Raw genomic sequence first — 24,300 nt, 5'->3', positions numbered from 1 at the left:
CGTGACTTTCTCATCAATCATTTTCACGCTCTTTTCTATTTTGCTCTTTCAAGAACTCTTCATACGTCGGAGGTAGAGTCAGTTTGTCATCCCACTTAGGTAGGATTGGCGTATCTTCAAATGGCATCAACTCGATACCGTCTTCTCTTTGTTTATGCTGCTCACCACGGATAAAGTTATATTTTGAATGGCTAATCTCGTTCATACTGCGGCTATCACGTACAATAGTCGGACGGATAAAGACGAGTAAGTTACGCTTTTCCTTCTTAGTTCCTGTTGATCTAAATAGGTGACCTAACACTGGAATATCACCTAATAGTGGTACTTTAGAAACACTTTCTTGAACGGTTTCGTCAATCAGACCACCTAAGATAACCATGCCGCCATCATCAGCGATAACCGTGGTATTGATAGCACGTTTAGCCACTCGAATATCCACCGACGTCGCACCTTTCACGCTTGATACTTCTTGTTCTATCGTCAGTTGAACTGCTGTACCATCGTTAATCTGAGGGGTTACTTTTAATTTAATACCTACTTCTTGGCGGTCTACCGTTTGGAATGGGTTTGAGTTATTGTCGTTTGCAGTAGAACCAGTCACGATCGGAACTTCTTCACCGACGATCATGGACGCTTCTTCGTTATCCATAGTGGTAACAGACGGTGTAGCTAGAATATTTGAGTTGGTATCCGTGGTTACCGCTTGAATGATTGCACCCCAATCATTCTTCACAATACCAGCCGCCAGACCATTGATATTTTTCAGTAAGCCTGCCAAACCGCTATAATCTCCGCGCTCGGTAGTGGTGGTATTAGATACATCATTATCGTCTGTTCCAACGATAGTTCCTTTAATCTCTCTATCACGTGCTTGTTCAGCAGCAACAGCTAGTGAACCGATCGGAACAGTGTTGCCATCATTAAACTGCAGCATCCCGCCTTTTTCAGAGATCCATTGTAAGCCAAGGTTAATACCATCGGCTTCAGAAACCTCAACAACGATCGCTTCAACCAGTACTTGAGCTCGACGAATATCTAACTTTTTAATCACCTGAGTTAATGAGCGCATTGTATCTGGCTGTGCGGTAATCACCAGCGAGTTTGAGTCTTCGTGCGCCTCAATACTGGTTTCATTTTTGCTACTACTGCGAGTTCTTGCTTGCTGACCTGCAGCTTGTTCTTCTTCAATCGATTTACTCACGCCTTGAAGAACCTTAACCAGATCTTCCGCTTTTGCGTAATTCAGGTAGAAAACCTGAGTATTGCCTTGAGATTGTAATTCATCATCTAAACGCTTGATGAGTTCGGCCGCGCGGCTACGTGCCTGTGATTCGCCACTAACAATGACGCTGTTGGTACGGGTATCTGATACAATTTTCGGGATAAGGAAGTCTGGCACACCGCCTTTCCCTGAGTCTTGGAAAATCTTTTCAACGACTTTAACAACGTCTTCAGCAGTGGCATGCTTTAGCTTAACGATATCAACACGCTTATCGCCCGCTTGGTCAACCGTTTTGATAATATCAACAAGGCGATTCACTGAGGACGCATGACCGGTTAACATCATCACGTTTGCCGAATTTAGATTGGTTACGTGACCACCATCTTTTTGGTCACTGAATTGACGAATAAGTGGACCAAGCTCTTGCACGCTGACATTCTTCACGCGAACAACGCGTGTTACCATTACGTCACCGTTACCTAGCTCTTCACCAGATACCAAAGGCACGTTCGACTTTTTACCATCAGAACTACGAACTACCTTAAGCACACCGCTATCCATTTCAATAACTGAATAACCATATACTTCAAGCACGTTTAAAAAGAACTGATAATAAAGTTTTTCATCCATCAGCTCATAACTGCGAACATTGATATTACCGCGCACGTTAGGGTCTATGATGATAGTCTTATTCAGCTTATCACTAACGATATTAATGAATTCATTAATATCAGTACCTTTGAAGTTCGCGGCATATTCAACCGCAGAAACAGAAAGTGAAATACCAGCAGCAATCAAGAGCGTTGCATACTTAGCTAACCCTTTTTTGGTTTTTGTGAGGTGTAGCTTTTTACCCATTTTTCTAAAACTCCAAAATTAGTAACTTTACAGGCTAAACTGCACATCTATCACCTGACCGTCTCGTTCGATGGTGATGTTTGCGTCTGTGCTGTTTCTTAGTTCATTCATTGCTGACATAGCCTGTTTCATATCCGTGAGTTGAAACCCATTAATCGCAATTGCTAGATCATTTGCTTGTAAACCGACTTGATTAAATAGCTCAGGATCTTTACCAGGTGTGAGGCGATAACCAATTAGCTCTCCATTGCGGCGCTCTGGTGAAATTTTAATATAATCAAATAACTTACCTGGCTCATTAATCAGCTCTTTGCGACGATTCGCCAACTCAGAGTGATTTGCGTTTAAAGAAGGTGAAGTACTGTCTTTTACGATTTGTTTGGACTGTGTTGGCATCGCTACAGTGCGGCTAAACTCTATGCCATCTAACATAAGCGTTTCAAAACGCCCACTAACATCTAAAATCACACGATCAGGTAATACCCGAGCAAGCTTTGCGCGAGTACCTGAAATTGGCGCGTCAACTGAATAGGTTTCTTGACGCCCCTGAGATTCAATAATAGCAAGGCCTGCACCATCATCTTGGCTTACCGCCACGATACCAGTTAGCCTAACGTTAAGCGTTGTTTCTGGTGCATCAGAAACCACTGGCTGTGGTTTGGTATCAGGCTTAGCATTTGCCTCACCAAACAAATTTTGAGCGACAATTCCTCGGCTTGTGATACCGCTACTTGATTGACTATACAGTTGTGATGCTGGGAGCAAAGGTTGTGTTTGTGGCACAGGCCATAACAACCAAAATAATTGCGAAAAGAGAAACGCAACGTAAACAACCGACAGGACAACAATGATACGACTCAATTTTGCATGAGGCAAACCAAGCCAAAACTTCTGAAGCTGTTGTAACTGTAATTCCATATAATACTTTTCTTATTCTCTTGAACGCCCCAGTGTACCGCCTCGAAATTTTTTCAACAAGCGTGCATTTGTTAAACTTTTAATTAAATAGGTACACCGTAGGCCAATTAACTGAATCTAAACTTAACCTTTGGAACATAGACACACATATTAGTTCATTTTTTAGGTAAAGTGCGATTAACTCACAAGTTTAGTGCCTGTCATCTACTTTGTTTGCATAACGAAATATGCTAAATTTGTTAGGTTAAATTTCACACTAGCAAATAGTTAACGAATTGTGACAAAACTCCAACAGGAAAACAACCAATCTGAACAGAAAGTTCGTATTGATAAGTGGTTATGGGCTGCTCGCTTCTACAAAACACGAGCGCTTGCTCGCGACATGGTCCAAGGTGGCAAAGTACATTACAACGGTCAACGCTGCAAACCAAGTAAAACGGTTGAAGTCGGCGCGGTAGTGAAATTGGCCCAAGGATATGAAGAGAAAGAAGTAACCATACTCAAAATCATGGAGAAGCGACAAGCGGCTCCTATCGCTCAAACTCTTTATGAAGAGTCTGAAGCGAGTATTGAAAAACGAACTCAAAACGCGTTGGCGCGCCAAAACAATAGCTTGTTTGCGCCTCGTCCTGCCACTAAGCCGGACAAGAAACAACGCCGTGAATTACTTAAATTGAAATCAAACTAGGATTTTCATTGATGCAGACTGATTTACTTCATCGTTATATTTTCGACAAGCTAGACGTACGTGGTGAGCTTGTACAAATAGAACAGACTTTTACTGACATCATTAGCGGTCACAACTACCCAGAGCCTGTGCAACAGCTATTAGGCGAGTTATTGGTTGCAACGAGTTTGCTGACCGCTACGTTAAAATTTGAAGGTGACATTGCGGTTCAGCTTCAAGGTGATGGTCCAGTAAAATATGCGGTGATCAATGGTAATCACAAACAACAGATGCGCGGAGTGGCAAGGCTGCAATCTGAGGTTTTGGGATCATCTATACCTGAGCTAATGGGCAAAGGGTATATGGTTATCACCATTACACCGACAAAAGGCGAACGCTATCAAGGCATAGTTCCACTTTCTAAAGCATCACTTGCCGAATGTTTAGAAGAATACTTCGAACAATCTGAGCAATTGAAAACCCGTTTATGGTTCGCAACAAGCCTAGTTGGCGATAAAGTGAAAGCGGCAGGTCTGTTTTTACAAGTACTGCCCGTCAATAAAGAAAAGTCTGTTGCCGATTTCCAACATCTTGAAGCACTAAGCGACACGATTAAAGATGAAGAGCTACTAGATTTAGACGCCAATACCGTACTAACAAGACTGTATCACGAAGACAATCCTCAACTTTTTGAACCACAAGCTATCTCGTTTGTATGTGGATGTAGCCGTGAAAAAACCGAGAATGCGCTGGCCAATGTCGGACTAGAAGCCTTGATGGAAGACTTGCAAAAACACGGCGAAGTCAATATTAGCTGTCATTACTGCTTGAAAAACTACGTTTTTAACGAGCAAGATATTAAATCGTTATTTAATTAAGTTGCGCTTTAGCCCTTAATTACAAAATGAAACCGCCATTTTTGGCGGTTTTTTTATGGCTATTGGGTGATACCGGTGTCATAAAACATACAAAAGTTATGACACCGGTATCATTGAAATTATTCAAGTTTTTTGACGTTTTTATGTAATTTTAAGCACTCTAAAGGCTCGAATATCTCAATTTCATCTGTTACTATAAATTTAGCTAAGGGCAAGAGTACCCCAGAGCTATCCCGTTCAACTCTCACTTTTTAGGTATAAACATGACTTCAAGCGCTACTCGTTTTGTCGATTTAACCGCAGCTGAACTTGTCGAACACGCTATCCGTCGTGGCGAGGGCACTTTAGCCGCAAATGGAGCTTTTGTTGCAAAAACTGGTCGTCGTACTGGACGTTCACCAAACGACCGTTTCATCGTAAAAGAATCAAGCACAGAAAATGACATCCAATGGGGTAACGTAAACCGCCCATTCGAAGGTGCTAAGTTTGATGCTTTATGGGCTCGCGTAGAAGCGCACGTTCTTGAAAATGACCACTTCGTCTCTCACTTAGAAGTCGGTGCGGATCCAGAGCACTATTTACCAGTCGTTGTAACGACTGAAACTGCTTGGCACCACATTTTCGCTAAAAACATGTTTATCGAACCTAACTCTTATAACAAAACTGATTTACCTGAATGGCAGGTGATGAACGTTCCTTCTTTTGTTTGTGATCCTGAGCGTGATGGCACAAACAGCGATGGTACCGTTATCATCAACTTTGCACAGCGCAAAGTGCTTATCGCAGGTATGCATTACGCCGGTGAAATGAAGAAGTCGATGTTCTCTGTACAGAACTTCTTACTACCAGCAAAAGGTGTGTTACCTATGCACTGTAGTGCAAACGTTGGCGAAGCTGGTGACACAACATTATTCTTTGGTCTATCAGGAACAGGTAAAACTACGCTTTCTGCGGATCCTAAGCGTTTTCTTATCGGTGATGATGAGCACGGTTGGGCACCTGGTAGCGTATTCAACATTGAAGGCGGTTGTTATGCGAAATGTATCGACCTATCACAAAAGAACGAGCCAGTTATTTGGGATGCAATCCGTTTCGGTACTATTTTAGAAAACGTCGTGCTAGATGAAACGCGTACTCCTGATTATACTGATTCAAGCTTAACGCAAAATACGCGTGCAGCTTACCCTCTTGAGCATGTTGAAAAGCGTAAAGTTGAAAACCGCGCGGGCGAGCCTCGAGCAGTTGTATTCTTAACTTGTGACGTAAGTGGCGTATTACCTCCAGTTTCAATCCTAAGCGAAGAAGCTGCGGCTTATCACTTCCTTAGTGGCTACACAGCGAAAGTAGGCTCAACTGAGATTGGTTCAACCTCTGATATCGAATCAACTTTCTCAACTTGTTTTGGTGCTCCTTTCTTCCCGCGTCCAGCAGGCGTGTACGCTGAGCTACTAATGAAACGCGTGCGTGAGTTTGGCGCTAAAGTTTACCTAGTAAACACAGGTTGGACTGGTGGCCCTTATGGCATTGGTAAGCGTTTTGACATTCCAACAACTCGCGCCGTGATTGATGCAATCGTAAACGATACATTAGAGGGCGTTGAGACACAGCACATTGAGGCACTAAATTTAGATGTACCAGTGGCAGTGGAAGGTGTTGATAGCAAGCTACTTAATCCGGTAAATACATGGCAAGATCAAGCTAAGTATGCTGAATATGCAGCTAAGCTTGCGGCTGATTTCAAAGAAAACTTCGCTAAATACGATGTTTCTGAAGCGATCAAAGCAGCAGGTCCTCGCGGCTAAACTTAAGAAAGATTCCTTTATCAAAAGCGCCCCTTGTTTGGGCGTTTTTTTGATCCAAAAACCCACTTCAAGTGGGTTTATTGTTTTATGCTAAAGCTTTTTAATCAATTACATAGCCTTTGCTCAGAAGGAAAGCGTCCTCTTTGGCCTTTATAGGTTTTATAAAGCTTAGTCTTTGAGTATGCCTCAATTCGAAACTCGACAGGGTATATATAATTAAAATCAATATCATGGTATACGTAAGTCAAGATACGGCATTGTGAAGTGATATTAGCGACTTCGTCTGTGTCCATAATATATCGAAAGTACTGCTTAAACTCTGGAATAGACATAGATGCAGTGCCAATATCTCCATTAGCACTAATTTCGCCAAACTCACCAACTGTCACATTTTTTTCATTGGCATGAGCTTGATTGCTCATAGTTAAAGTTGTCACAAGTAAAGCAACTGCGGGTAATAGCTTATTCATACAATTTTCCTTTTATATTAAGTTAACTATCACCCAAAAGACTTACACAAATAAAACATTAAATCAACACATTGAAAACAATAAAACTTTGCTTGGGAAATCGAACTTACTCTTCAGCAGTGCACAATAGGAACTGAATTCAGCTTAGTAAACATCAAGAAAAAAGGATATATATCACAAAGTTAAACCAGATCAATCGGCTAAAACCTTTTGACAGACTTAGAAGCAATAACAAATATCTAGTGACGGAACTTATCCTTGTCCTAACACACTAGGTACTCTACTCAATAATATTTTCTTTAGTGTTAATATAAATTGTGTAAGCGAAATAGGAATGATAACAACGAGCGCAGTCCCTTTATCAAAGTCAGGATTAACACTGCAGTAAAGTGCAATCTCAGTTTTGCTGCTTTCTCTAAAGCGCTTAATTTCAGCCTCGCTGTAATTGGTTTTGCGCCCAACAACCTTCAAACATCTTAGACCATTATAAGAACTGACCAAACCGCTCGAATTGATGGTGTTATAGAGCGTTGCTATCGCGCTATTTGGAGACAAGCTATTCGGATAAACTTCGGCGATATTTTTTGCCATGGCCCTGAACATTGCGGGGCTGAGCATAGTATCTGCATATAACAGTTTTCTACGTGGGTTACGTATATAACGTTTTAATACTTCTATAAGAGAAAACCTAAAGGTACTGTTTTTCCCTCTAAAGTCAGGTAAAAAAGCAGCTGAAGCGCCAACAATGCAAACATCCTTGTTGCTATCATCAAAGGTCAATAAGCAATAGCCGACAATGTCACCGCCTGATAAAAACAACCGAAGTCTGCGCTTTGTACTTTCACCTTTTTCAAAGTACAGTGCAAAGTAATGCTCTACCTCTACATTGGAAAAGCTTGTCGCTATCACTCGCTTCAATTGGTTTAAATACGGTGTATCTAATATTCCCTTTTGATAGCTTAAATCCCTATGCTTTATTGTGCTCAACTTGCTCGCCTACTCTTTTGAAAATCATGCTTCCTCAAGCTTTCCCCGATAAGCAGGCAAAGAAACCTCCGCGATCAGACCACCACCATCTCGATTTCGTAGTCTTACTTTACCGCCGTGTGTGGTCACGATACGTTTGATAATGGCAAGCCCTAAGCCACTTCCCTCACTCCCTCTAGCCTGATCTCCCTGTTTAAATGGTTCAAATACAGACTCTAACTCTGACTCAGGGATACCGGGCCCTCTGTCCATTACTTTTACGATAACAGCACGGTGCTTGGGGCTGTACTCTGTCGTCACCTCAATATCTTGTTCAGAGTAACGGATCGCATTTTCAATCATGTTAGTGAACACCCGCTTTAACGCAACAGCATTCATCATCACCGCAGGTAAGTATTCCTCTGCTTGCAAGTGAATTGGTCGCTGATGCTGCTGCTCTGCATGAACGACTTCTTCAATAACCGTGTTAACGTCGTCAGCCGACATTTCTGCACCGTTGTGATGACGGAGATATTCGATGAATTGGTCAATAATCGCATTCATATCTTCAATATCGTCGATTATTCCCTCGCGCAGGTAGTCTTCTTCATCCGACATCATTTCAGTTGCTAGACGAATTCGGGTTAAGGGTGTACGTAAATCGTGCGACACACCAGCCATTAACAGTCGCCTATCACTTTCTAGGTCTGCGATCCCCTTAGACATTTTGTTAAACGCCCGAGTCACCTCTATGACTTCCGTGGACCCTTCTTCGACAAGACGTGTTGAAAAATCTCCGACGCCTACTCGACTAGCTGCAATTTGTAGCGATTTTAGCGGTTTGTTGAGATGCCTAGCAAAAAGCCACCCCCCTAACACACTTAAAAAACCAATACTGGAGAGGTAAAAAACTAAAAACTCCATTTTTGTTTCACTGAGTCCGCTAAGCGGTACTCTTACCCAATACCCTGGCGCTTGCGGTGCTTCGACCCAATAAACAACCGGATCTCCTTGGCTTATCCTGACTCGCGCGGAACCATTAAGTTGATCCGACATACTACGAGACAGCAATGTATATTCTTTGGCCTGCCCCAGCCCATTTACATAGGCCTCTCTTTGTGTCATCACCTCAATACCCGTTATCTCGAAGAATTTGCGAGATACACTGTTATCAACTTCAACACCATTCTCCCAATCAATGAAAACCGTTTTAACCTGCTTAGCAAGCATCAGGTTCACTTGTTCAAAAGTTGGTTTGAAGACGTATAAGGTAACGGTAATGTAAGACACGACTTGATTTATCAATAGTAACGCGCCGACAAAGAAGACGGTTTGCCCGAATGCACTGCGAGGTAACATGCTGGCTACTTCACGCCGTCAGGCACAAATACGTACCCAAGACCCCACACCGTTTGTATATAGCGAGGATTAGAGGCGTCATCTTCAATCATACGACGTAAGCGCGAAACCTGAACGTCAATGCTGCGCTCCAGTGCGCTATAATCACGCCCTCTAGCAAGGTTCATTAACTTATCTCGACTAAGCGGCTCTCGAGGGTGACTCACCAGTGCTTTAAGTACCGCAAACTCACCTGAGGTAAGTGAAATCGTCGCTTCCCCATGTTGCATCTCTCGCGTCGCTAAATTAAGGGTAAAGTTACCAAAGCTCACTTCGTTTTCTTCTGCCGCAGGTGCACCTGGTACTTCTTTGGCACGACGACGGAGAATGGCTTTTATTCGCGCCAACAGTTCTCTTGGGTTGAAGGGTTTTGGAATATAATCATCAGCGCCAAGTTCAAGGCCAATAATACGGTCAACTTCATCACCTTTCGCCGTCAGCATGACAATTGGGATCTCATTCTCTTTTTGTCTTAAACGACGACAGATGGAAAGGCCATCTTCTCCAGGAAGCATCAAGTCTAACACCATCAAGTGAAAGTTTTCGCGTTCAAGTAGTCTATCCATTTGTTCAGAATTGGCTGCGCTGCGGACGATAAATCCCTGCTCTACGAGATAACGCTCTAAAAGACTGCGCAAACGCATATCGTCGTCAACTACGAGCACTTTGGTGGTTTCATTTCCCATTTATATTTCTTCTATTTATTAATTTACTAAAGCTTGCTGATCTGCGGCATTTCGTGCACAAATCATCATCCTGTTCATTTAACGCTCATGGCGATAATGGACCATGATATTATTATGCTTAAATATAATTGAATTTGGTGCTTTTCGACACCATACATTGATACTAGATTGTTACCGAACATTACAAGGGTTTAACCCAAAATACCTGAGAAACATGAAAACGAATTTGATCACGCCCGAAGGATACCGCCAACTGCAGCAAGAACATGATCATTTGTGGTTTGAAAAGCGCCCAGAGATCACCAAAATTGTAAATTGGGCAGCGAGTTTAGGCGATCGCTCCGAAAATGCCGACTACACCTTCAATAAACGTTTATTAAGGCAAATAGATAGACGGGTGCGCTTTTTACGAAAGCGTATGCCCGAACTAAAAGTCGTGGAATATAGTCCCGAACAAGAAGGTAAAGTATTTTTTGGCGCTTGGGTAGAAGTGGAAAGCGAAGAAGGCGAGGTTCGTGCATTTCGGATTGTTGGACCTGATGAAATATACGAACGCAATGACTACATCTCCATCGATGCGCCAATGGCTAGGGCCTTACTAAGCAAACAAGTCGATGATGAAATTACGGTCACCACACCGCACGGCCGAAGACTTTGGTATATCAACCAAATCGAATATCGCAGAAACACCGAACAATGATAACATTGAGCTAAATTTTGTTTGCCAAAGATGAGTATTGTCTAGGCAACACAGACCGATTAAGAAGAGTATAAGGATTTTGCATGAGCAATATCACACAACGTTTAGCAACGGAGCTTAACGCCAGAGAACAGCAAGTTACTGCTGCTATTAGTTTGCTAGACGAAGGGGCAACCGTTCCATTTATTGCACGTTACCGTAAAGAGGTAACGGGTGGCTTAGATGACACTCAACTGCGTTTGCTTGAGCAAAGGTTAGGTTACTTACGAGAGCTTGATGAACGTCGCGAGTTTATTTTAAAAACCATCGATGAACAGGGTAAACTCACTGCCGAGTTAAATGCAGAAATACAAGCCGCTGACAGCAAAACCGTACTCGAAGATTTATATCTCCCATACAAACCAAAGCGCAGAACAAAAGGCCAAATCGCGATAGAAGCAGGTTTGGAACCCCTAGCGGACGCTTTATTTGCAGATCCAACGTTAGACCCAGAACAACAAGCGACTCCTTTCATTGATGAGAGCAAAGGCGTTGCAGACAGCAAAGCGGCTTTAGATGGCGCTAAGTTCATTCTCATGGAGCGTTTTGCAGAAGACGCAAAGCTACTTGCTAAACTCCGTGCACACCTTAAAGACAACGCGCAAATCGAAGCAAGAGTCATTGCAGGTAAAGAAGAGGCCGGAAGTAAATACCGTGACTACTTTGAACATAATGAGCTGCTAAATAAAATTCCATCACACCGCGCGCTGGCGATGCTAAGAGCACGTAACGAAGGCTTTTTGCAACTATCTATCAACCCGGAACCAAGCGCAGAAGACGCCGCTCAATTTTGTGCACAGATTATTGCTGATCATTACCGCCTAGCCGTCTCTGGTAAAGCTGCCAGTGATTGGTTAATGGGTGTGGTCCAGTGGGCATGGAAGATTAAAATCGCCCTGCACTTGGAAAACGAATTCTTAGGGTCAATGCGTGAAAAGTCAGAGCTAGACGCTATCGAAGTTTTCGCGAAAAACCTAAAAGATCTACTGATGGCTGCGCCTGCTGGTGCTAAAGTGACAATGGGTATCGATCCGGGATTACGTACCGGGTGTAAAGTCGCCATTGTCGATGCCACAGGCAAACTGATTGCAACCAGTACTATCCACCCTCATGCCCCTCAAAACCAGTGGGATAAGTCGCTGAAGACACTAGAGCAAATGTGCCGCCAATACAAAGTTGAGCTTATTGCTATCGGTAACGGAACCGCGTCTCGCGAAACCGACAAACTGGCCGCAGAACTGCTAAAAGGCGCTACCGAATTAAAGCTCAACAAAATCATGGTGAGTGAAGCTGGCGCATCGGTGTACTCAGCCTCTGAATTTGCCGCAAACGAATTTCCAGATCTTGATGTATCTCTACGTGGTGCAGTTTCTATCGCAAGAAGATTACAAGATCCGCTAGCAGAGCTTGTGAAAATCGAACCAAAATCAATCGGTGTTGGCCAATATCAGCACGATGTTTCTCAAAGCCAGCTAGGGCAAACGCTAACTGCTGTGGTCGAAGACTGCGTAAACTCAGTAGGTGTCGATGTGAACACGGCATCGATACCATTATTAACGCGCGTCTCGGGTTTGAATAAAACATTAGCCAGCAACATCGTAAAATACCGCGACGAAAATGGCTCTTTCACGGATCGCAAAGCGCTTAAAAAAGTTGAGCGATTAGGACCTAAAGCATTTGAACAAGCAGCTGGTTTCTTACGTATCGCCAATGGCGACGATCCACTGGATGCATCGGCAGTGCACCCAGAAGCTTACCCTGTTGTCAAAGCGATTTGTAAAAAACAAAATCTAGAAGTGAATACCCTTATCGGTAATCGCGAAGTCTTGAATGGCCTTGTGGCAAACGACTATGTAGATGATAAGTTTGGGGTACCAACGGTCACTGATATTATCAAAGAGTTAGATAAGCCAGGCCGAGATCCTCGCCCAGAATTTAAAACGGCGCAGTTTAAAGCTGGTGTTGAAACAATCACAGATCTTAAAGTCGGTATGATTTTAGAAGGTGTGGTCTCTAATGTTGCCAATTTTGGGGCTTTTGTGGATGTAGGTGTACATCAAGATGGACTTGTTCACATTTCAGCACTCACGGATAAGTTTATTTCCGATCCGCGTGAAGTCGTTAAAGCGGGAGATATCGTTAAGGTCAAAGTGATTGAGGTTGATGTGCCTCGTAAACGCATTAGCTTTACCATGCGTCTAAACGATGAAATATCTCAAGCTCCAGCGCAAAAACAAAACGCTAAGCCGCACAAAGGGAAACCAGCGTCTAAGTCTTCAAAGCCAAAGTCACGAGATGCAGGTAACGCCGCGATGGGTAATGCGTTTGCTGAAGCCTTCGCAAAGCTGAAGAAGTAACTTCAACAGTGCAACTAACAAAGAAAAGCGCGGCCTTGGTCGCGCTTTTCGTTTGTCGGGGGTTTTAACTCGTTTTCACTGCAATGACCCGCGGAGGAGAAGGCCAATACCTACGGTTAAATTTGCACTGATAGCGATGCGGGTTGATTAGGCATCGCTACATGTTGATAAAAATTTGAGATCCTGAGCGATCTTGCTTGGATTTCAGGATCAGCTTCAATTGGCATCGCAACAGCGTAAGGATCTGCACCCTGCTTAAGCTTGGCTTGCTCTTCTTCACTCTCTGCTTTTGCCTGCTCACCACTCAAGCGGCGAGTTTGAATGTTTTGCACCCGCTTGCTATCACTTTGCTCTTCACCACTGATAGAAGCTTTTGCCAACTCAGCCTGCGCCGCCGAGAGTTTTTGAGTCGCATCTGCTGCGATGGCCCTGTCAGCGCCAGATGGTTCTGCTGGTGCTAACGCTGCCGCTCTCACCGTTTGCATTTTTTCAATCGTGCCCTGCGGGTCACCTTCAAGCGGCGCAACGTCGATCATCACCTCGCCACCAATAGCGTAGTTATTGCCATCAGGACCGCGCTGATATTCATAACTCGGTGATCCGGCATATTGCCCGCCTACTCTGGCATGAGCCTGCTCATGTAATCTTACTTCTCTATCTCGAGATTTTAATTCTTGAACGACCTGCTCATCTTGCTCGGTTTGTTGCTGCTCTTGTTCATTCTTTTCTTTTTCTTGGCCTTCGCCTTTTTCACCTTGCTCTTTGCCTTGAATGGCTTTGCTTTGCTCTGTTTTACCATCAGAACCGTAAACTTTTGCATCGTCTACATTAGAAGAGCGGCCTTTTTCAGAATCTGAAAGGTTGCGGTTTTCAGTAAATGAGGGATTAGTTGGTGCAGGTTTTGGGATCGCTTCACGCAGCTGATTATCGCGTACAACCGTTTCGGTGTACACGTTGGCAGTGTTTAAATTCATCGCCGGTGGTGGCGTTACTATGTTCATTACACTTTAATATCAATCAACGTACCTAGCACTTCATCTGCAGTGCGAATAGTTTGCACATTGGCTTTCGCGTTAAACTCTTCAACTTTTAAGGCTACCACGGATTCGGTCAAGCTTGGGGTTTCGCTCACAGGAGCCGTCACAGCTTCACCGGCGCTGGCACCCTGCAACTGCCGCCCAGATGCACGTTCAGAATCACTTTGTTGATCGATGGCAGCGCGGTTAATATCAGCACTTGCTTGGGCAATCCCCTGAGCAGCGCGGTTATAACCGTCGATTCCATTATTTAACACATCACCTATTGGCATATTCGCACCTAGATAAACCTTTTCTTACTGACTAATTATTGCGCAAAATATCAACAAAGAAAAGTAAAAGCGGCAATTTTTTGCCGTTTTATTATTCCAAATATCTAAACAATTGATTTAAGGAGTGATAAAAAGGCTTCTTTATGAGAGGTAAAAGGCGCATGAGAGGCCTTTGCAAGCGTATGAGCCTTAAAATTTGGATTGAGTACCTGCATTTTCTCTACAGCCGCTTGTGGAACAAGAGAATCTAAACGGCCGAATATGCCTATTATGGGGAGTTGCAGCCGTGAAAATTCATCACGTAAGTCCTGCGATTTCAATATCTCCAGTCCACCAGCTAGTGCTTTCGCCTCCGCTTCCGGCAGTGTGCCTAGTAGCGCTTTGAGTTGTTTGATGTCTTCTCTGGCATGTTCACTGCCCATCGCTTGAATAGCTAAAAACCTTTCTATCGTTTTTGCGCTATTGGTTTGCAGTTGAGTCTCAAAGTTGTTTAGCACTTTAGGGGCTATTCCGGGCCAATCAGTTTGCTCACAAAAAAATGGCGTTGAAGCGACCAAAATAACCTTGCTAACTTTGTCTGGAAAATGAGCAGCTAAATACAATGCAAATAACCCCCCCAAAGACCAGCCTATCAGCACGCTTTGTGGCATCAGCTGCTCAGCAATAAGTAAAGCGTTACACTCAAGAGAATAATCACCCTCGGCGCTTGGTGTACCACCAAATCCAGGAAGATTGACCGCTTTAATTGCTGTTGTAGGTGCTAAGGCTTCCTCGCATAACTGCCACACCGCTTTGTTCATCCCCCAACCATGGAGCAGCACAACTTCATTTTGCATTTATCTGTTCTCTATACCAAACTTGACGCCATGATAGCTAACCCGGTATGGAAAGCAATGATCCAACTTAATCGGTTATTACCTAAAAAGTGGTGTCAGCCTTGTGTATGTTGTGAACAACGCACAACAGAAGCCTTGCTTTGTCCACACTGCTTACACGCCTGCTTAGACTTTATGGATCAAGAGATTAATCTACTTAATTACCCCAATATTCAACGCATGGTTAGCCTTGAAGACTGCGATGGGTTAACCGTAGCGAGTTGGTACCGCACGCCTATAAACACATGGTTGCAAGGAGTAAAGTTTAACCACAGCAAAGCCTATCAATGTGCCTTGAACCTGCTGGCTCAAACACTATGGCAGCGCTTCAGTGAAGAGGATACTTTCCCCGTAGACCTTGTTTGTTGTATGCCACTACACCGAAGACGGTTAATCCGACGAGGTTACAATCAAGTTGAGCAAATTTGGCAAGGGCTACCACTCACCCAGACAATACTGAAAAGAACAAAGCACACCAAGCCGCAATCTGAGCTGACCAAGGCTAAACGAAAACGTAATTTAAACAATGCCTTTGCGCTCAACCAATCTGTTGAGGGGAAAAATATCGTATTACTTGAAGATGTGATCACAACGGGCGCGACCATGAATGCAGCGGCAAAAGTGTGTAAACAAAACGGGGCGAAAATGGTGTGGGCGATGGCTATCAGCCTCACACCATTCGACGCTTAAAAGCGTATTATTTGCTTGATATTACGACAATAGATATCAATCAAATCGCTAAAAATCTTACAGCACAGATAAGCTGTTCTGGACCTTATATGCCGTGTGCAAAGAACAACGCGTTATTTAGCAGTCGGCTAGAACCGAACCAAAAGCCACGAAATACCGGGTTGTCAGTCATTCCTACAGCCACTCCACGTCCAGACTTTGACGCAATCAAGACAGAAGAACCTGCGATCTGTTCAACGTTAATATTATCAGCATACCCTGCCAATAAAGGCTTTTTAGTATACGTCAACGACTCGATAAATGGCTTGTTACTACGATGCATCACCCAAGTGCTATTTTTAAAGACGGACAATTCCCGGTTCTCAAAGCCAAAAGACAAAGGATGGCTTAAATCCAAACGCGCATCAAAAATTGCGCCGGCAATCCGCTGTTTTGCCGAAAGGCTATCTCGATCTGCAAAGGTAAGATTTTTGCTGTCAAACTGGGCTCGCATTTCTTTGCTTGAAACCATTTCAGCGTCTAGTAGCTGCTGTTCGATTAGCCACTGCGCACCACGCTTTTGCCCCCAAATCACACCGCCTTTAGCAACCCAACTCAAGAGCTTGGCTTTGCTCTTGTCACTTAAATCTCCATATTTACCATCAGCCAATAAAATGTGGGTATAGCGTGTAAGATCGAGTTTCTCGATATGCTGCTTTTCCACAATCGACGGGGCTAGTTTTAAATGCCTATCCAAATGATACCAAAGCTCACCCGCTTCATATTGACTTACACCCGCACCACCTATGATGAGGACTTCTGGCTTTTGCAGCTGCAGCATTTGTCTTGACCCAAAATCGACGCCACTTTGGGTCATGCCTGTAGTCACACTATATACTGGAAGTGAAAGCTCTCTGGCGATTGTTTCAAGCTGAGTAAACCAGTCCGCTTGCTGCTGAATACCACTTGCTATCACCAGTGTCCCGGCCTGAAAGTCATGAGAGCCTGAGGTGGTTGATGCTGAAAATGGTGACATTGCAGCTGCTACTTTCACTCCAGCCTGTAAGAGGCGATTTGCTAATTGTGGCGCCAGGTAATGATGCCACTCTATGGTGTAGGCATAACTTCCTGTAACGGGAGCCAATAGATTTGAGTCAGTGCTCGATTCACTTTGAAGCTTTAAACCCCAGCCACTTTTTACTGCGGCAAAATCTAAATCATAAGCATACGGCATCGTCCAACCTGAAACATCATAGAACGTGTTGTCCTTAAAATGTGTCTGTGTGCTAAATAGTGCTTTTATCAAGCGATATTGCGGCTGGGCTAGTGGAATGTATAAATCCCCTTGCTGATATTCGGTGTTATCAACCTCTTTGGCTTTTGAGAGGTATTTCACCTCAATCTGATGCTGCTTCAATAAATCCACAAACGCTTGAAAACGGTAGTTATCTTTGCCGCGAGCAACAACGTAACCGTTGATTTCATCTTTACTCGCAAGCTCGTTCACTTGTTGATAAAACTGCTGCTGATAATCAAGTAAAGCGCGTCGATGCGTCGTGCTGGCTTGAAATGTCGAGAGACTCGTCGTGACCTGATTTTTAATCGTTTCAGGAAAACTCAACACGCCATACTGAGTTTCTTGTGCATGCCCTCTACTACTCGCTTGTTCGAATAAAATGCCAACCGCACCATTTACGTCGGGGTACGTAGAACCTTTGCCATAATAAAAGTCATCAAAACTCTCTTGAGTAAAATATAACTCCCCTTGCGCATCAAGAGCTTTGGCATGAAACTTACCAATCTCGTTGGTTAGCGCTACGTTTTGTAATGGGGTAATTGGGTGAGTCCTTGATGGGATCCCTGGTTGGAAAAAATACGTACTATTTGGTCCCATTTCATGAAAATCGGTCAGTACGTTAGGTTTCCAACGGTGGAACGCTTTGATCCGTGCTTTTGACTCAGGATGCTGTAGTAGTAACCAATCACGATTGAGGTCAAACCAATAATGGTTAGTGCGGCTAGAAGGCCAAGATTCATTATGCTCACGATGTGCAGGATCGGTTGATAGAGACATGCTCTTATTGGCGTTTGCCCATGTAGCAAAACGTGATAAGCCATCAGGGTTCAAAGCTGGATCTAACAATATCACCGCATTATCAAGGAGCTGCGTAACAGACTCGCCCTGCGCCGCAGCTAAATAATATGCCATGAGTACCGCAGCATTGCTTCCTGAAGACTCATTACCGTGCACGCTATAGCCCATCCACATCACAACAGGCTGGTCTGAACGGTTTTGGCTACTGCTCAATGAAGCAATATGATCTTGCTGAATACGTGCCAAGTTTTGTTGGTTTTGTGGCGAGCTCGCCTTTAGGAGTAACAAAGGACGTCGCTCATGGCTAAATCCTATTGTTTCGACACTCAGTCTTGGACTCTCACTTGCAAGGGTATGTAGATAATTAACGATTTGATCGTGGCGCAAATGCCACTGCCCAACTTCATATCCAAATGCTTGTTTTGGCGTAGTTATTGTGGGATCAAATTTTACTTCATCGCCAAAATAATAGGCAATGGGCTTGGCCTGCAAGCTAAAGCTCAACAGCACGATAATACAGCTTATTAACCGCATGATAATGTCCTTTAATTCCGATTACTTTTCAAGCTAACAAGCGTACCGCCGATTGCCAAATTTTTACGCCGAACACTAGCGACAACACGACGAGGAGAGTATGATACGTATTAACCGAGTAATTTAGTCAAGTATAGAGCGAATTATGATCCATATTTCAGATTCTGCCCAAAGCCATTTCGCGAAACTATTAGCCGATCAGGCTGAAGGCACTAATATTAGAGTTTTCGTGGTTAATCCAGGCACCTCTCAAGCTGAGTGTGGCGTGTCATATTGCCCAGCAGATGCCGTTGAACAAAGCGATATCCGCTTACCGTTTAATGGTTTTGAAGCCATCGTTGATGAAGAAAGCGCACCATTTTTAGAAGAAGCCGATATCGACTTCGTTACCGATAAAATGGGGAGTCAGTTGACGCTTAAGGCACCAAATGCCAAAGCTAAACGATTACGTGACGATGCGAGCCTTGCTGAGCGCGTAGAGCACATGCTTGTGACAGAAGTAAATCCACAACTGGCCAATCACGGTGGTCAAGTTAGCCTAGTAGAAATTACCGCAGATGGTATTGCTGTACTTCAATTCGGCGGTGGTTGTAACGGCTGCTCAATGATTGATGTCACATTAAAAGAAGGCATCGAAAAAGAGATGATCGCTAAGTTTGAAGAAATCAACGGCGTACGTGACATCACGGAACACGCGCGTGGCGAACATTCTTACTATTAATGAGCAAAACCCTCATTTATCGCTTAGGGTCTCACCCTAAGCGAAGTCTCAAATTCTTCCTTTCTGGCCTTGTTATTGTGTTACTAGCGGGCGCTTTTATCGCACTGGGTTACTATCAAGATCATCGCTTTCAAATCGCTGGTTTAGTGCTTTTGCTTCCTGGTTTATGCTGTGCCTTTTACGGTTATATTGGTATTTTTGCTAATCGCTTTTCTCAAGTTATCGAAGCTAGAGAAAAACGCCGCCAAACTCTAAAAGATAACGACCCATTTGCTTAACGCAGCCCCATTATTCGAGTAAAGCGACCTCTCGAGTGAGCTGGTGATATTTATATGCCAAGGTCAATCCACGCAACCCCATAAAACAACTCATCGCAAGCCAGAGCGCATGATTACCGAGTGGCAAGGCAATCAAAAATGGCAAGAAGAAACCGAATACCGCAGAAACTAGCATGCTATTTCGCATTTCTTTAGCACGAGTAAGCCCAACAAAGATACCGTCAAACAAAAAGCAACTCATGGCAATCAAAGGTAATAGCACCAACCAAGGTAAGTAAGTACCTGCCAATGTTATCACTTCGGGGATATTGGTTAATAAGCTAATGATCCAGCCACCAGCTAGATAAAAAATAGCGCTGTATAAAAGCGCAAATGCAGCCCCCCAAAACAGGCTTACTTTTACCCATAATTGCAATTGCCCCAACGAGCCTTGTCCTTTTGCTCTGCCGACTTTTGCCTCCGCAGCATAAGCAATACCGTCCATCGCAAAGCTGACTAACATCAAAAAATTCAGCAATACGGCGTTAGCCGCTAGCGTGATTTCACCAAGCCTTGCGCCATAGAAAGTCATGAAACTAAAGCAGAGTTGTAAAATCAAGGAACGAATAAAAATATCACGATTCAAGGTGAGTAAACTGAGCCACTCGGCGCGCTTTGGTAGAGTGAACTTCAATGCAATACCGTGACGCCTTGCGACCAATGCGCTCAAAAACAAGGATAAGCCTAATGCCGAATAGTCTGCAATCAGTGAAGCCCAAGCTGCGCCTGCGACTCCCCACTCAAATCCGACAACAAATAAAATGTCCAAAGCTATATTCACTATGTTTGTGAACAACACCAGATAGAATGGTCCTCGTCCGTAATGCATCCCAAGCATAAAGCCCAGCAACACAAGATCTAACATTGCTGCAGGCGCACTAAATACACGGATCTGAAAATATAATTTTGCTTGCTCAAATACTTCACTAGAAGCATTTGAAAGCTGAGCAATAACTTGGATCAGCATAGGAGATAACACAATCAAACTCATGGCGAAGAGCAACGCAATGAGCATACTGGTATATAGTGAACGTGTTAGCTTGTCATGGTCTTGCTGGCCGCTTGATTGAGCGATCACTCCTGTTGTACTCATTCGCAGAAAACTTGCAAGCCAAAATAGTACCGAGATAGCGCTAGAGCCAAGCGCAATCCCAGCCAAAAAATGCGCATCCCCCATATGACCAATTACTGCCGTATCGACTAATCCTAACAGTGGCACCGTAATATTTGATAGTATCATCGGACCTGCAAGTAGTAAGAGGCTCAGATGTTGCGCTTTATGGCATTTAAGAAATTGATACAACATATTATTTTTGGTTTGGCCCTATTCTCAGCAAATAGTTGGAGTGCGGTTATCTTACAGTATCATCACGTGAGTGAGAAACTCCCAGCGGTCACCAGCGTGAGTGAAGAAACCTTTAAATCTCATCTTAACCACATTAAAGAACATGGTTTTTCGGTGATACCTTTACCACATTTGTTAGATAGCCTGAAGTCCGGTAAGTCTCTACCAGAAAAAACGTTAGCTATCACCTTTGATGATGGCTATGAAAACAATATCACTGCGGCGGCCCCGATCCTGGAATCTTTTGGCTTTCCCTATACTATTTTCGTCAACCCTCAACTTATTGACGAAAAGAAAAGCTATGTCATGACGTGGGATGAACTGAGAGCATTAGCAAAACGTGGAGCTATTATCGCAAATCATAGTGCTAAGCACGATTACCTCCACCTCAAACTAAAAGATGAAACAGCGGCGCAGTGGCGTGCGCGTGTTGAGCACGATATCAGATGGTCACAGCAGCGAATTAAAGAAGAGATTGGCCACGATTACCCCTACCTCGCATACCCGTATGGCGAATTTAATCATGAATTACAAAAGCTAGTAGCAGAGCTTGGACTTATTGGTATTGGGCAACACTCTGGTGCGGTTGGTATTTCTTCAGATTTTACACGTATCGCTCGCTTTCCCGCATCGGGAAACTACAGCAACTTAGAAACATTAAAAACTAAGCTCGAGACCAAAGCGTTCTCTCTACAAAAATTAGAGTACCTTGATAGCGTCACGAACAATAAAACCCCAGCAATCACGTTGCATTTTAACAATAAGGATTTTCATCAGAGTCAATTTGCATGCTACGTTTCAGGTGTTGGGCAAGCTGAGCTGACGTGGCTATCAGAAACCAGCGTACGTATCCAAACCCCGAAAGCACTATCCATAGGACGGTCACGATATAACTGTACTGCACCTTCAATCAAAGACACAGGACGATATTATTGGTTTTCACAACCTTGGGTTATTGAAAAATAACAGCTTTGGGTAGGAGCAAATTAGCTCCTATCCTTACTTTTTAACCGCGCTCAGCATGGTTTCAGTCACTTTACTCAAAGGTACTAGGCTTTGCACTGCACCAAGCTCGTACGCAGCTCTAGGCATTCCCCATACCACACAGCTAAGTTCATCTTGTGCAAATGTTTTAGCACCTGCAGCTTTCAAAGCTAGCATTGCTTTTGCTCCATCACTGCCCATTCCCGTGAGCATAGCAGCACAAACATGCTTACCCATTGGCACAAGGGAGTTAAATAACACTTCAACGGAAGGTTTATGACGATTAACAGGCTCAGTATCATCTAATCGGCAGACATATCCGGTTGCTGTGTGTGCCACCTTAAGATGTTTGTCTCCCGGTGCTATGAATACATGACCTGGTAATAAAACATCTCCCTCTTCCGCTTCTTTGACTGATACCGCACAGGTGCGATCCATTCTTTGTGCGAATGAGGTACTGAAAACTGGTGGGATATGTTGTGTGATAACAACAGGAGGCGCGTGTGTTGGTAATCGCATAAGCACCTCTCTGATAGCTTCAGTTCCTCCAGTTGAGGCGCCTATGGCTAAAATAGTATTACGCGAAAATGTATAATTACGGCCAATTTCTAATTCGCTTTCCTGTTTTGGTGCTTTAAAAGCCCTCACTCTTGCACCGGCCGCTACTCTAATCTTCTTAACCAGTAAATCGGAATAAGACATTAAGGTATCAGCAACATTGCTGGTGGGCTTAGAAATAAAATCAACGGCACCTAACTCTAGTGCTTCTATCGTGGCGGGAGATCCCTCTTGGGTCAACGTAGAGATCATCACAACAGGCATAGGCCTTAAGCGCATTAAATTTTTAAGAAAATTAATGCCATTCATTTTTGGCATTTCTATATCCAAAGTTAATACGTCTGGTGAAGTAGACTTAATAAGCTCTCTAGCTTCATAAGGGTCTTCCGCGGTGCCAACGACTTTAATACCATCCGCCTGACCTAAAATTTCTTTTAACAACCCACGAATTAACGGCGAGTCGTCAACAATCAGAACTTTGATCATATTTCACACCTAAAATAGCTCAATATCCGTTTTATTGTCTTGAGCCTCAATGTCATGTAAGTAACGCACTTCACGTTGTTCAATTGTGTTATTGTGCATGGTTCGTAACTTTTTCACTTGCGCTTTGCCACTTTGAGGATGAAAGATAACTTTTCTTGGCCAGGGGCCGCCTACATCTTGTGAAATTAAATTCAAACTTTCCTCTTCCACATAGGCTTGAGCAAACCTGATGTTCCCTTCCCCAATATCTGTCATTGCGCTAATAATTTTTCCACCGCCAAAAAGTTTGATTTTTAAATTGCTTCTAGACGCCCCATTTTTGAGTACTTCATTTATCAGATACTCCATCGCCCAGTTACCATAACGACAATTTAGGTCATCCGCATGTACTTCTTTTAGTGCCTTCGCTCCGGGTAACATAAAGTGATTCATGCCACCAATCCCCAGCTTCTCGTCATATACACAGGCGGCAATACAGGAACCTAGTACAGTCGAAATCAATTCGTCCTGCTTGGATACATAAAATTCCCCCGGAAGTACTTTTGCGACGACTTTGGCACGCCCTGAATCCCAAAAGCGTTTTACATGCTCGAAGCCTCTGAGAACGGGTCTAAACTCTCTCATTCAACTGGCCTTTTTGATAAATGGTTTTACCTAGATTTTTAAATTCTAGGTGCTCTTTTCCCATCGTTTCGGAGTGCCCGATAAGTAAGTAACCATTGGGAACTAACATGTCATGATATTGCTCAAATAGTTTATCTTTGGTTTCTTTATCAAAATAAATCAAAACATTACGACAGAAAATAACATCAAAGGGTCCTTTCATTGGCCATGGTTCTAGAAGATTAAGTCGTTTAAAATGGATGAAAGATTGCAATTTAGGCTTCACTTTATACATTGCTCCATCAGCACTTCTAAGAAACCATTTTTTGAGCTTATCTTCATCTAAACCCGTGACGTTGTTTGCCGTATATTCTCCGAGACTCGCTTTGCCCAAAACGTTGGAATCTAAATCTGTTGCCAGCACTTTGACATCCCAACCATTTGGGAAAGCATTCGCAATGGTCATCGCAATACTATAAGGTTCTTCACCTGTCGAGCATCCAGCAGACCAGATCCGAACTCTTCTGTCGTGTTTGTGTCGGGCAATAATTTCAGGAACTATTCTTTTCGTTAAGAACTCGAAGTGATGATTTTCTCGAAAGAAAGAAGTTAAGTTAGTTGTTATTGCATTAATAAAATGACTAAACTCAACATCTTGATTTTCTTCCAAAAAAGATAAATACGCCTCAAATGAATTTAGCCCGTTGGCTCTTATGCGTCTTGCCAACCTGGAATAAACCATTTCCCTTTTATGCGGCCCGAGTACTATGCCGCATGTGTCATAGACCCGAGCCGAAATTTCGGAAAAATCCTTATCGGTCAACAGAAACTCTCGCATCGTCG

23 protein-coding genes are annotated in these 24,300 nt (G+C 43.5%); 9 read left to right on the top strand and 14 right to left on the bottom strand.

Translation table 11 applies throughout. The features are described 5' to 3' along the window. Nucleotides 1-13: 13 nt before the first annotated feature. Nucleotides 14-2,080 (bottom strand): type II secretion system secretin GspD, encoded by a 2,067-nt coding sequence (gene gspD / locus EXT48_RS01615; protein ID WP_039490902.1) that lies wholly within the window; start codon nt 2,078-2,080, stop codon nt 14-16. A gap of 27 nt (nt 2,081-2,107) precedes the next feature. Next, nucleotides 2,108-2,998, bottom strand: coding sequence for a type II secretion system protein GspC (gene gspC, locus EXT48_RS01610; protein ID WP_130163405.1), 891 nt, complete (start codon nt 2,996-2,998; stop codon nt 2,108-2,110). 277 nt (nt 2,999-3,275) lie between these two features. On the opposite strand from gspC, the gene hslR reads away from it, so the two are divergent. From hslR to EXT48_RS01595, 3 genes are all read left to right on the top strand, one after another. Next, entirely contained in the window at nt 3,276-3,686 is a 411-nt protein-coding gene (gene hslR / locus EXT48_RS01605; RefSeq protein WP_010378496.1) for a ribosome-associated heat shock protein Hsp15, read from the top strand. Between the two features lie 11 nt (nt 3,687-3,697). Further along, the gene (gene hslO, locus EXT48_RS01600) at nt 3,698-4,543 is read left to right on the top strand and encodes an Hsp33 family molecular chaperone HslO (protein WP_130163404.1); all 846 of its coding nucleotides are present in this window, start codon (nt 3,698-3,700) and stop codon (nt 4,541-4,543) included. Nucleotides 4,544-4,806: 263 nt separating this feature from the next. After that, a complete protein-coding gene (locus EXT48_RS01595; RefSeq protein ID WP_010378491.1) occupies nt 4,807-6,345 on the top strand; it encodes a phosphoenolpyruvate carboxykinase in 1,539 nt (512 codons plus the stop codon). A gap of 104 nt (nt 6,346-6,449) precedes the next feature. On the opposite strand, the gene EXT48_RS01590 is transcribed toward EXT48_RS01595, so the two are convergent. From EXT48_RS01590 to ompR, 4 genes are all read right to left on the bottom strand, one after another. Further along, on the bottom strand, nt 6,450-6,815 hold the full coding sequence (locus EXT48_RS01590; RefSeq protein ID WP_130163403.1) for a hypothetical protein: 366 nt from the start codon (nt 6,813-6,815) through the stop codon (nt 6,450-6,452). Between the two features lie 252 nt (nt 6,816-7,067). Next, complete coding sequence (locus tag EXT48_RS01585) at nt 7,068-7,802, bottom strand: hypothetical protein (RefSeq protein ID WP_239361172.1); 735 nt, start codon at nt 7,800-7,802, stop codon at nt 7,068-7,070. Nucleotides 7,803-7,826: 24 nt separating this feature from the next. Further along, nucleotides 7,827-9,140 carry a two-component system sensor histidine kinase EnvZ gene (gene envZ / locus EXT48_RS01580; protein WP_130163402.1) on the bottom strand — a complete coding sequence of 438 codons (1,314 nt, stop codon included), beginning with the start codon at nt 9,138-9,140 and terminating at the stop codon, nt 7,827-7,829. A gap of 5 nt (nt 9,141-9,145) precedes the next feature. Beyond that, nucleotides 9,146-9,865 carry a two-component system response regulator OmpR gene (gene ompR / locus EXT48_RS01575; RefSeq protein ID WP_010378483.1) on the bottom strand — a complete coding sequence of 240 codons (720 nt, stop codon included), beginning with the start codon at nt 9,863-9,865 and terminating at the stop codon, nt 9,146-9,148. Between the two features lie 214 nt (nt 9,866-10,079). Here ompR and greB point away from each other — a divergent pair, with 214 nt between their 5' ends. Then, entirely contained in the window at nt 10,080-10,565 is a 486-nt protein-coding gene (gene greB / locus EXT48_RS01570) for a transcription elongation factor GreB (RefSeq protein WP_010378480.1), read from the top strand. A gap of 83 nt (nt 10,566-10,648) precedes the next feature. Then, nucleotides 10,649-12,961 carry a Tex family protein gene (locus tag EXT48_RS01565; RefSeq protein WP_130163401.1) on the top strand — a complete coding sequence of 771 codons (2,313 nt, stop codon included), beginning with the start codon at nt 10,649-10,651 and terminating at the stop codon, nt 12,959-12,961. A 116-nt stretch (nt 12,962-13,077) separates the two neighbouring features. Here EXT48_RS01565 and EXT48_RS01560 read toward each other — a convergent pair whose 3' ends face one another. The 3 genes from EXT48_RS01560 to bioH form a co-directional block, all read right to left on the bottom strand. Beyond that, on the bottom strand, nt 13,078-13,962 hold the full coding sequence (locus tag EXT48_RS01560) for a putative metalloprotease CJM1_0395 family protein (protein WP_130163400.1): 885 nt from the start codon (nt 13,960-13,962) through the stop codon (nt 13,078-13,080). After that, nucleotides 13,962-14,270 carry a hypothetical protein gene (locus EXT48_RS01555; protein ID WP_010378475.1) on the bottom strand — a complete coding sequence of 103 codons (309 nt, stop codon included), beginning with the start codon at nt 14,268-14,270 and terminating at the stop codon, nt 13,962-13,964. Before EXT48_RS01555 ends, EXT48_RS01560 begins: the two co-directional genes overlap by 1 nt. Nucleotides 14,271-14,374: 104 nt before the next feature. Next, nucleotides 14,375-15,106, bottom strand: a complete 732-nt coding sequence (gene bioH, locus EXT48_RS01550) for a pimeloyl-ACP methyl ester esterase BioH (protein WP_130163399.1) — start codon at nt 15,104-15,106, stop codon at nt 14,375-14,377. A gap of 57 nt (nt 15,107-15,163) precedes the next feature. Between bioH and EXT48_RS01545 the strand changes: the two genes are divergently transcribed. Beyond that, nucleotides 15,164-15,835, top strand: coding sequence for a ComF family protein (locus EXT48_RS01545; RefSeq protein ID WP_130163398.1), 672 nt, complete (start codon nt 15,164-15,166; stop codon nt 15,833-15,835). Nucleotides 15,836-15,920: 85 nt separating this feature from the next. On the opposite strand, the gene EXT48_RS01540 is transcribed toward EXT48_RS01545, so the two are convergent. Continuing rightward, on the bottom strand, nt 15,921-18,443 hold the full coding sequence (locus EXT48_RS01540) for a M14 metallopeptidase family protein (RefSeq protein ID WP_130163397.1): 2,523 nt from the start codon (nt 18,441-18,443) through the stop codon (nt 15,921-15,923). Nucleotides 18,444-18,588: 145 nt separating this feature from the next. On the opposite strand from EXT48_RS01540, the gene nfuA reads away from it, so the two are divergent. Then, on the top strand, nt 18,589-19,164 hold the full coding sequence (gene nfuA, locus EXT48_RS01535) for a Fe-S biogenesis protein NfuA (protein ID WP_010378467.1): 576 nt from the start codon (nt 18,589-18,591) through the stop codon (nt 19,162-19,164). Next, nucleotides 19,164-19,442 carry a hypothetical protein gene (locus EXT48_RS01530; protein WP_130163396.1) on the top strand — a complete coding sequence of 93 codons (279 nt, stop codon included), beginning with the start codon at nt 19,164-19,166 and terminating at the stop codon, nt 19,440-19,442. The genes nfuA and EXT48_RS01530 overlap by 1 nt, the downstream gene beginning before the upstream one ends. Before the next feature lie 10 nt (nt 19,443-19,452). Here the strand turns inward: EXT48_RS01530 and EXT48_RS01525 are convergent, their stop codons facing one another. Then, on the bottom strand, nt 19,453-20,721 hold the full coding sequence (locus EXT48_RS01525; RefSeq protein ID WP_130163395.1) for an MATE family efflux transporter: 1,269 nt from the start codon (nt 20,719-20,721) through the stop codon (nt 19,453-19,455). 27 nt (nt 20,722-20,748) lie between these two features. Between EXT48_RS01525 and EXT48_RS01520 the strand changes: the two genes are divergently transcribed. Beyond that, on the top strand, nt 20,749-21,792 hold the full coding sequence (locus EXT48_RS01520) for a polysaccharide deacetylase family protein (RefSeq protein ID WP_130163394.1): 1,044 nt from the start codon (nt 20,749-20,751) through the stop codon (nt 21,790-21,792). Between the two features lie 33 nt (nt 21,793-21,825). Here EXT48_RS01520 and EXT48_RS01515 read toward each other — a convergent pair whose 3' ends face one another. The 3 genes from EXT48_RS01515 to EXT48_RS01505 are packed head-to-tail and all read right to left on the bottom strand — an operon-like array spanning nt 21,826 to nt 24,295. Continuing rightward, nucleotides 21,826-22,854: a chemotaxis response regulator protein-glutamate methylesterase gene (locus EXT48_RS01515; RefSeq protein ID WP_039490870.1), complete on the bottom strand. Its 1,029-nt coding sequence runs from the start codon at nt 22,852-22,854 to the stop codon at nt 21,826-21,828. 9 nt (nt 22,855-22,863) lie between these two features. Next, nucleotides 22,864-23,478: a chemoreceptor glutamine deamidase CheD gene (gene cheD / locus EXT48_RS01510; protein WP_039490868.1), complete on the bottom strand. Its 615-nt coding sequence runs from the start codon at nt 23,476-23,478 to the stop codon at nt 22,864-22,866. Further along, on the bottom strand, nt 23,465-24,295 hold the full coding sequence (locus EXT48_RS01505) for a protein-glutamate O-methyltransferase CheR (RefSeq protein WP_017219455.1): 831 nt from the start codon (nt 24,293-24,295) through the stop codon (nt 23,465-23,467). Before EXT48_RS01505 ends, cheD begins: the two co-directional genes overlap by 14 nt. Nucleotides 24,296-24,300: the final 5 nt, after the last annotated feature.

The sequence above is a fragment of the Pseudoalteromonas sp. CO348 genome (assembly GCF_004208845.1).
Lineage (GTDB): Bacteria > Pseudomonadota > Gammaproteobacteria > Enterobacterales > Alteromonadaceae > Pseudoalteromonas > Pseudoalteromonas maricaloris.
This window is presented reverse-complemented; position numbering and strand designations above follow the sequence as displayed.

Bases quoted from the DNA above. Each gene is read 5' to 3' on its own strand.
- gspD (WP_039490902.1), bottom strand. From the start codon at position 2,080: ATGGGTAAAAAGCTACACCTCACAAAAACCAAAAAAGGGTTAGCTAAG.
- gspC (WP_130163405.1), bottom strand. From the start codon at position 2,998: ATGGAATTACAGTTACAACAGCTTCAGAAGTTTTGGCTTGGTTTGCCT.
- hslO (WP_130163404.1), top strand. From the start codon at position 3,698: ATGCAGACTGATTTACTTCATCGTTATATTTTCGACAAGCTAGACGTA.
- EXT48_RS01595 (WP_010378491.1), top strand. From the start codon at position 4,807: ATGACTTCAAGCGCTACTCGTTTTGTCGATTTAACCGCAGCTGAACTT.
- EXT48_RS01590 (WP_130163403.1), bottom strand. From the start codon at position 6,815: ATGAATAAGCTATTACCCGCAGTTGCTTTACTTGTGACAACTTTAACT.
- envZ (WP_130163402.1), bottom strand. From the start codon at position 9,140: ATGTTACCTCGCAGTGCATTCGGGCAAACCGTCTTCTTTGTCGGCGCG.
- ompR (WP_010378483.1), bottom strand. From the start codon at position 9,865: ATGGGAAATGAAACCACCAAAGTGCTCGTAGTTGACGACGATATGCGT.
- greB (WP_010378480.1), top strand. From the start codon at position 10,080: ATGAAAACGAATTTGATCACGCCCGAAGGATACCGCCAACTGCAGCAA.
- EXT48_RS01565 (WP_130163401.1), top strand. From the start codon at position 10,649: ATGAGCAATATCACACAACGTTTAGCAACGGAGCTTAACGCCAGAGAA.
- EXT48_RS01560 (WP_130163400.1), bottom strand. From the start codon at position 13,962: ATGAACATAGTAACGCCACCACCGGCGATGAATTTAAACACTGCCAAC.
- EXT48_RS01555 (WP_010378475.1), bottom strand. From the start codon at position 14,270: ATGCCAATAGGTGATGTGTTAAATAATGGAATCGACGGTTATAACCGC.
- bioH (WP_130163399.1), bottom strand. From the start codon at position 15,106: ATGCAAAATGAAGTTGTGCTGCTCCATGGTTGGGGGATGAACAAAGCG.
- EXT48_RS01545 (WP_130163398.1), top strand. From the start codon at position 15,164: ATGATCCAACTTAATCGGTTATTACCTAAAAAGTGGTGTCAGCCTTGT.
- EXT48_RS01540 (WP_130163397.1), bottom strand. From the start codon at position 18,443: ATGCGGTTAATAAGCTGTATTATCGTGCTGTTGAGCTTTAGCTTGCAG.
- nfuA (WP_010378467.1), top strand. From the start codon at position 18,589: ATGATCCATATTTCAGATTCTGCCCAAAGCCATTTCGCGAAACTATTA.
- EXT48_RS01530 (WP_130163396.1), top strand. From the start codon at position 19,164: ATGAGCAAAACCCTCATTTATCGCTTAGGGTCTCACCCTAAGCGAAGT.
- EXT48_RS01525 (WP_130163395.1), bottom strand. From the start codon at position 20,721: ATGATACTATCAAATATTACGGTGCCACTGTTAGGATTAGTCGATACG.
- EXT48_RS01520 (WP_130163394.1), top strand. From the start codon at position 20,749: ATGTTGCGCTTTATGGCATTTAAGAAATTGATACAACATATTATTTTT.
- EXT48_RS01515 (WP_039490870.1), bottom strand. From the start codon at position 22,854: ATGATCAAAGTTCTGATTGTTGACGACTCGCCGTTAATTCGTGGGTTG.
- cheD (WP_039490868.1), bottom strand. From the start codon at position 23,478: ATGAGAGAGTTTAGACCCGTTCTCAGAGGCTTCGAGCATGTAAAACGC.
- EXT48_RS01505 (WP_017219455.1), bottom strand. From the start codon at position 24,295: ATGCGAGAGTTTCTGTTGACCGATAAGGATTTTTCCGAAATTTCGGCT.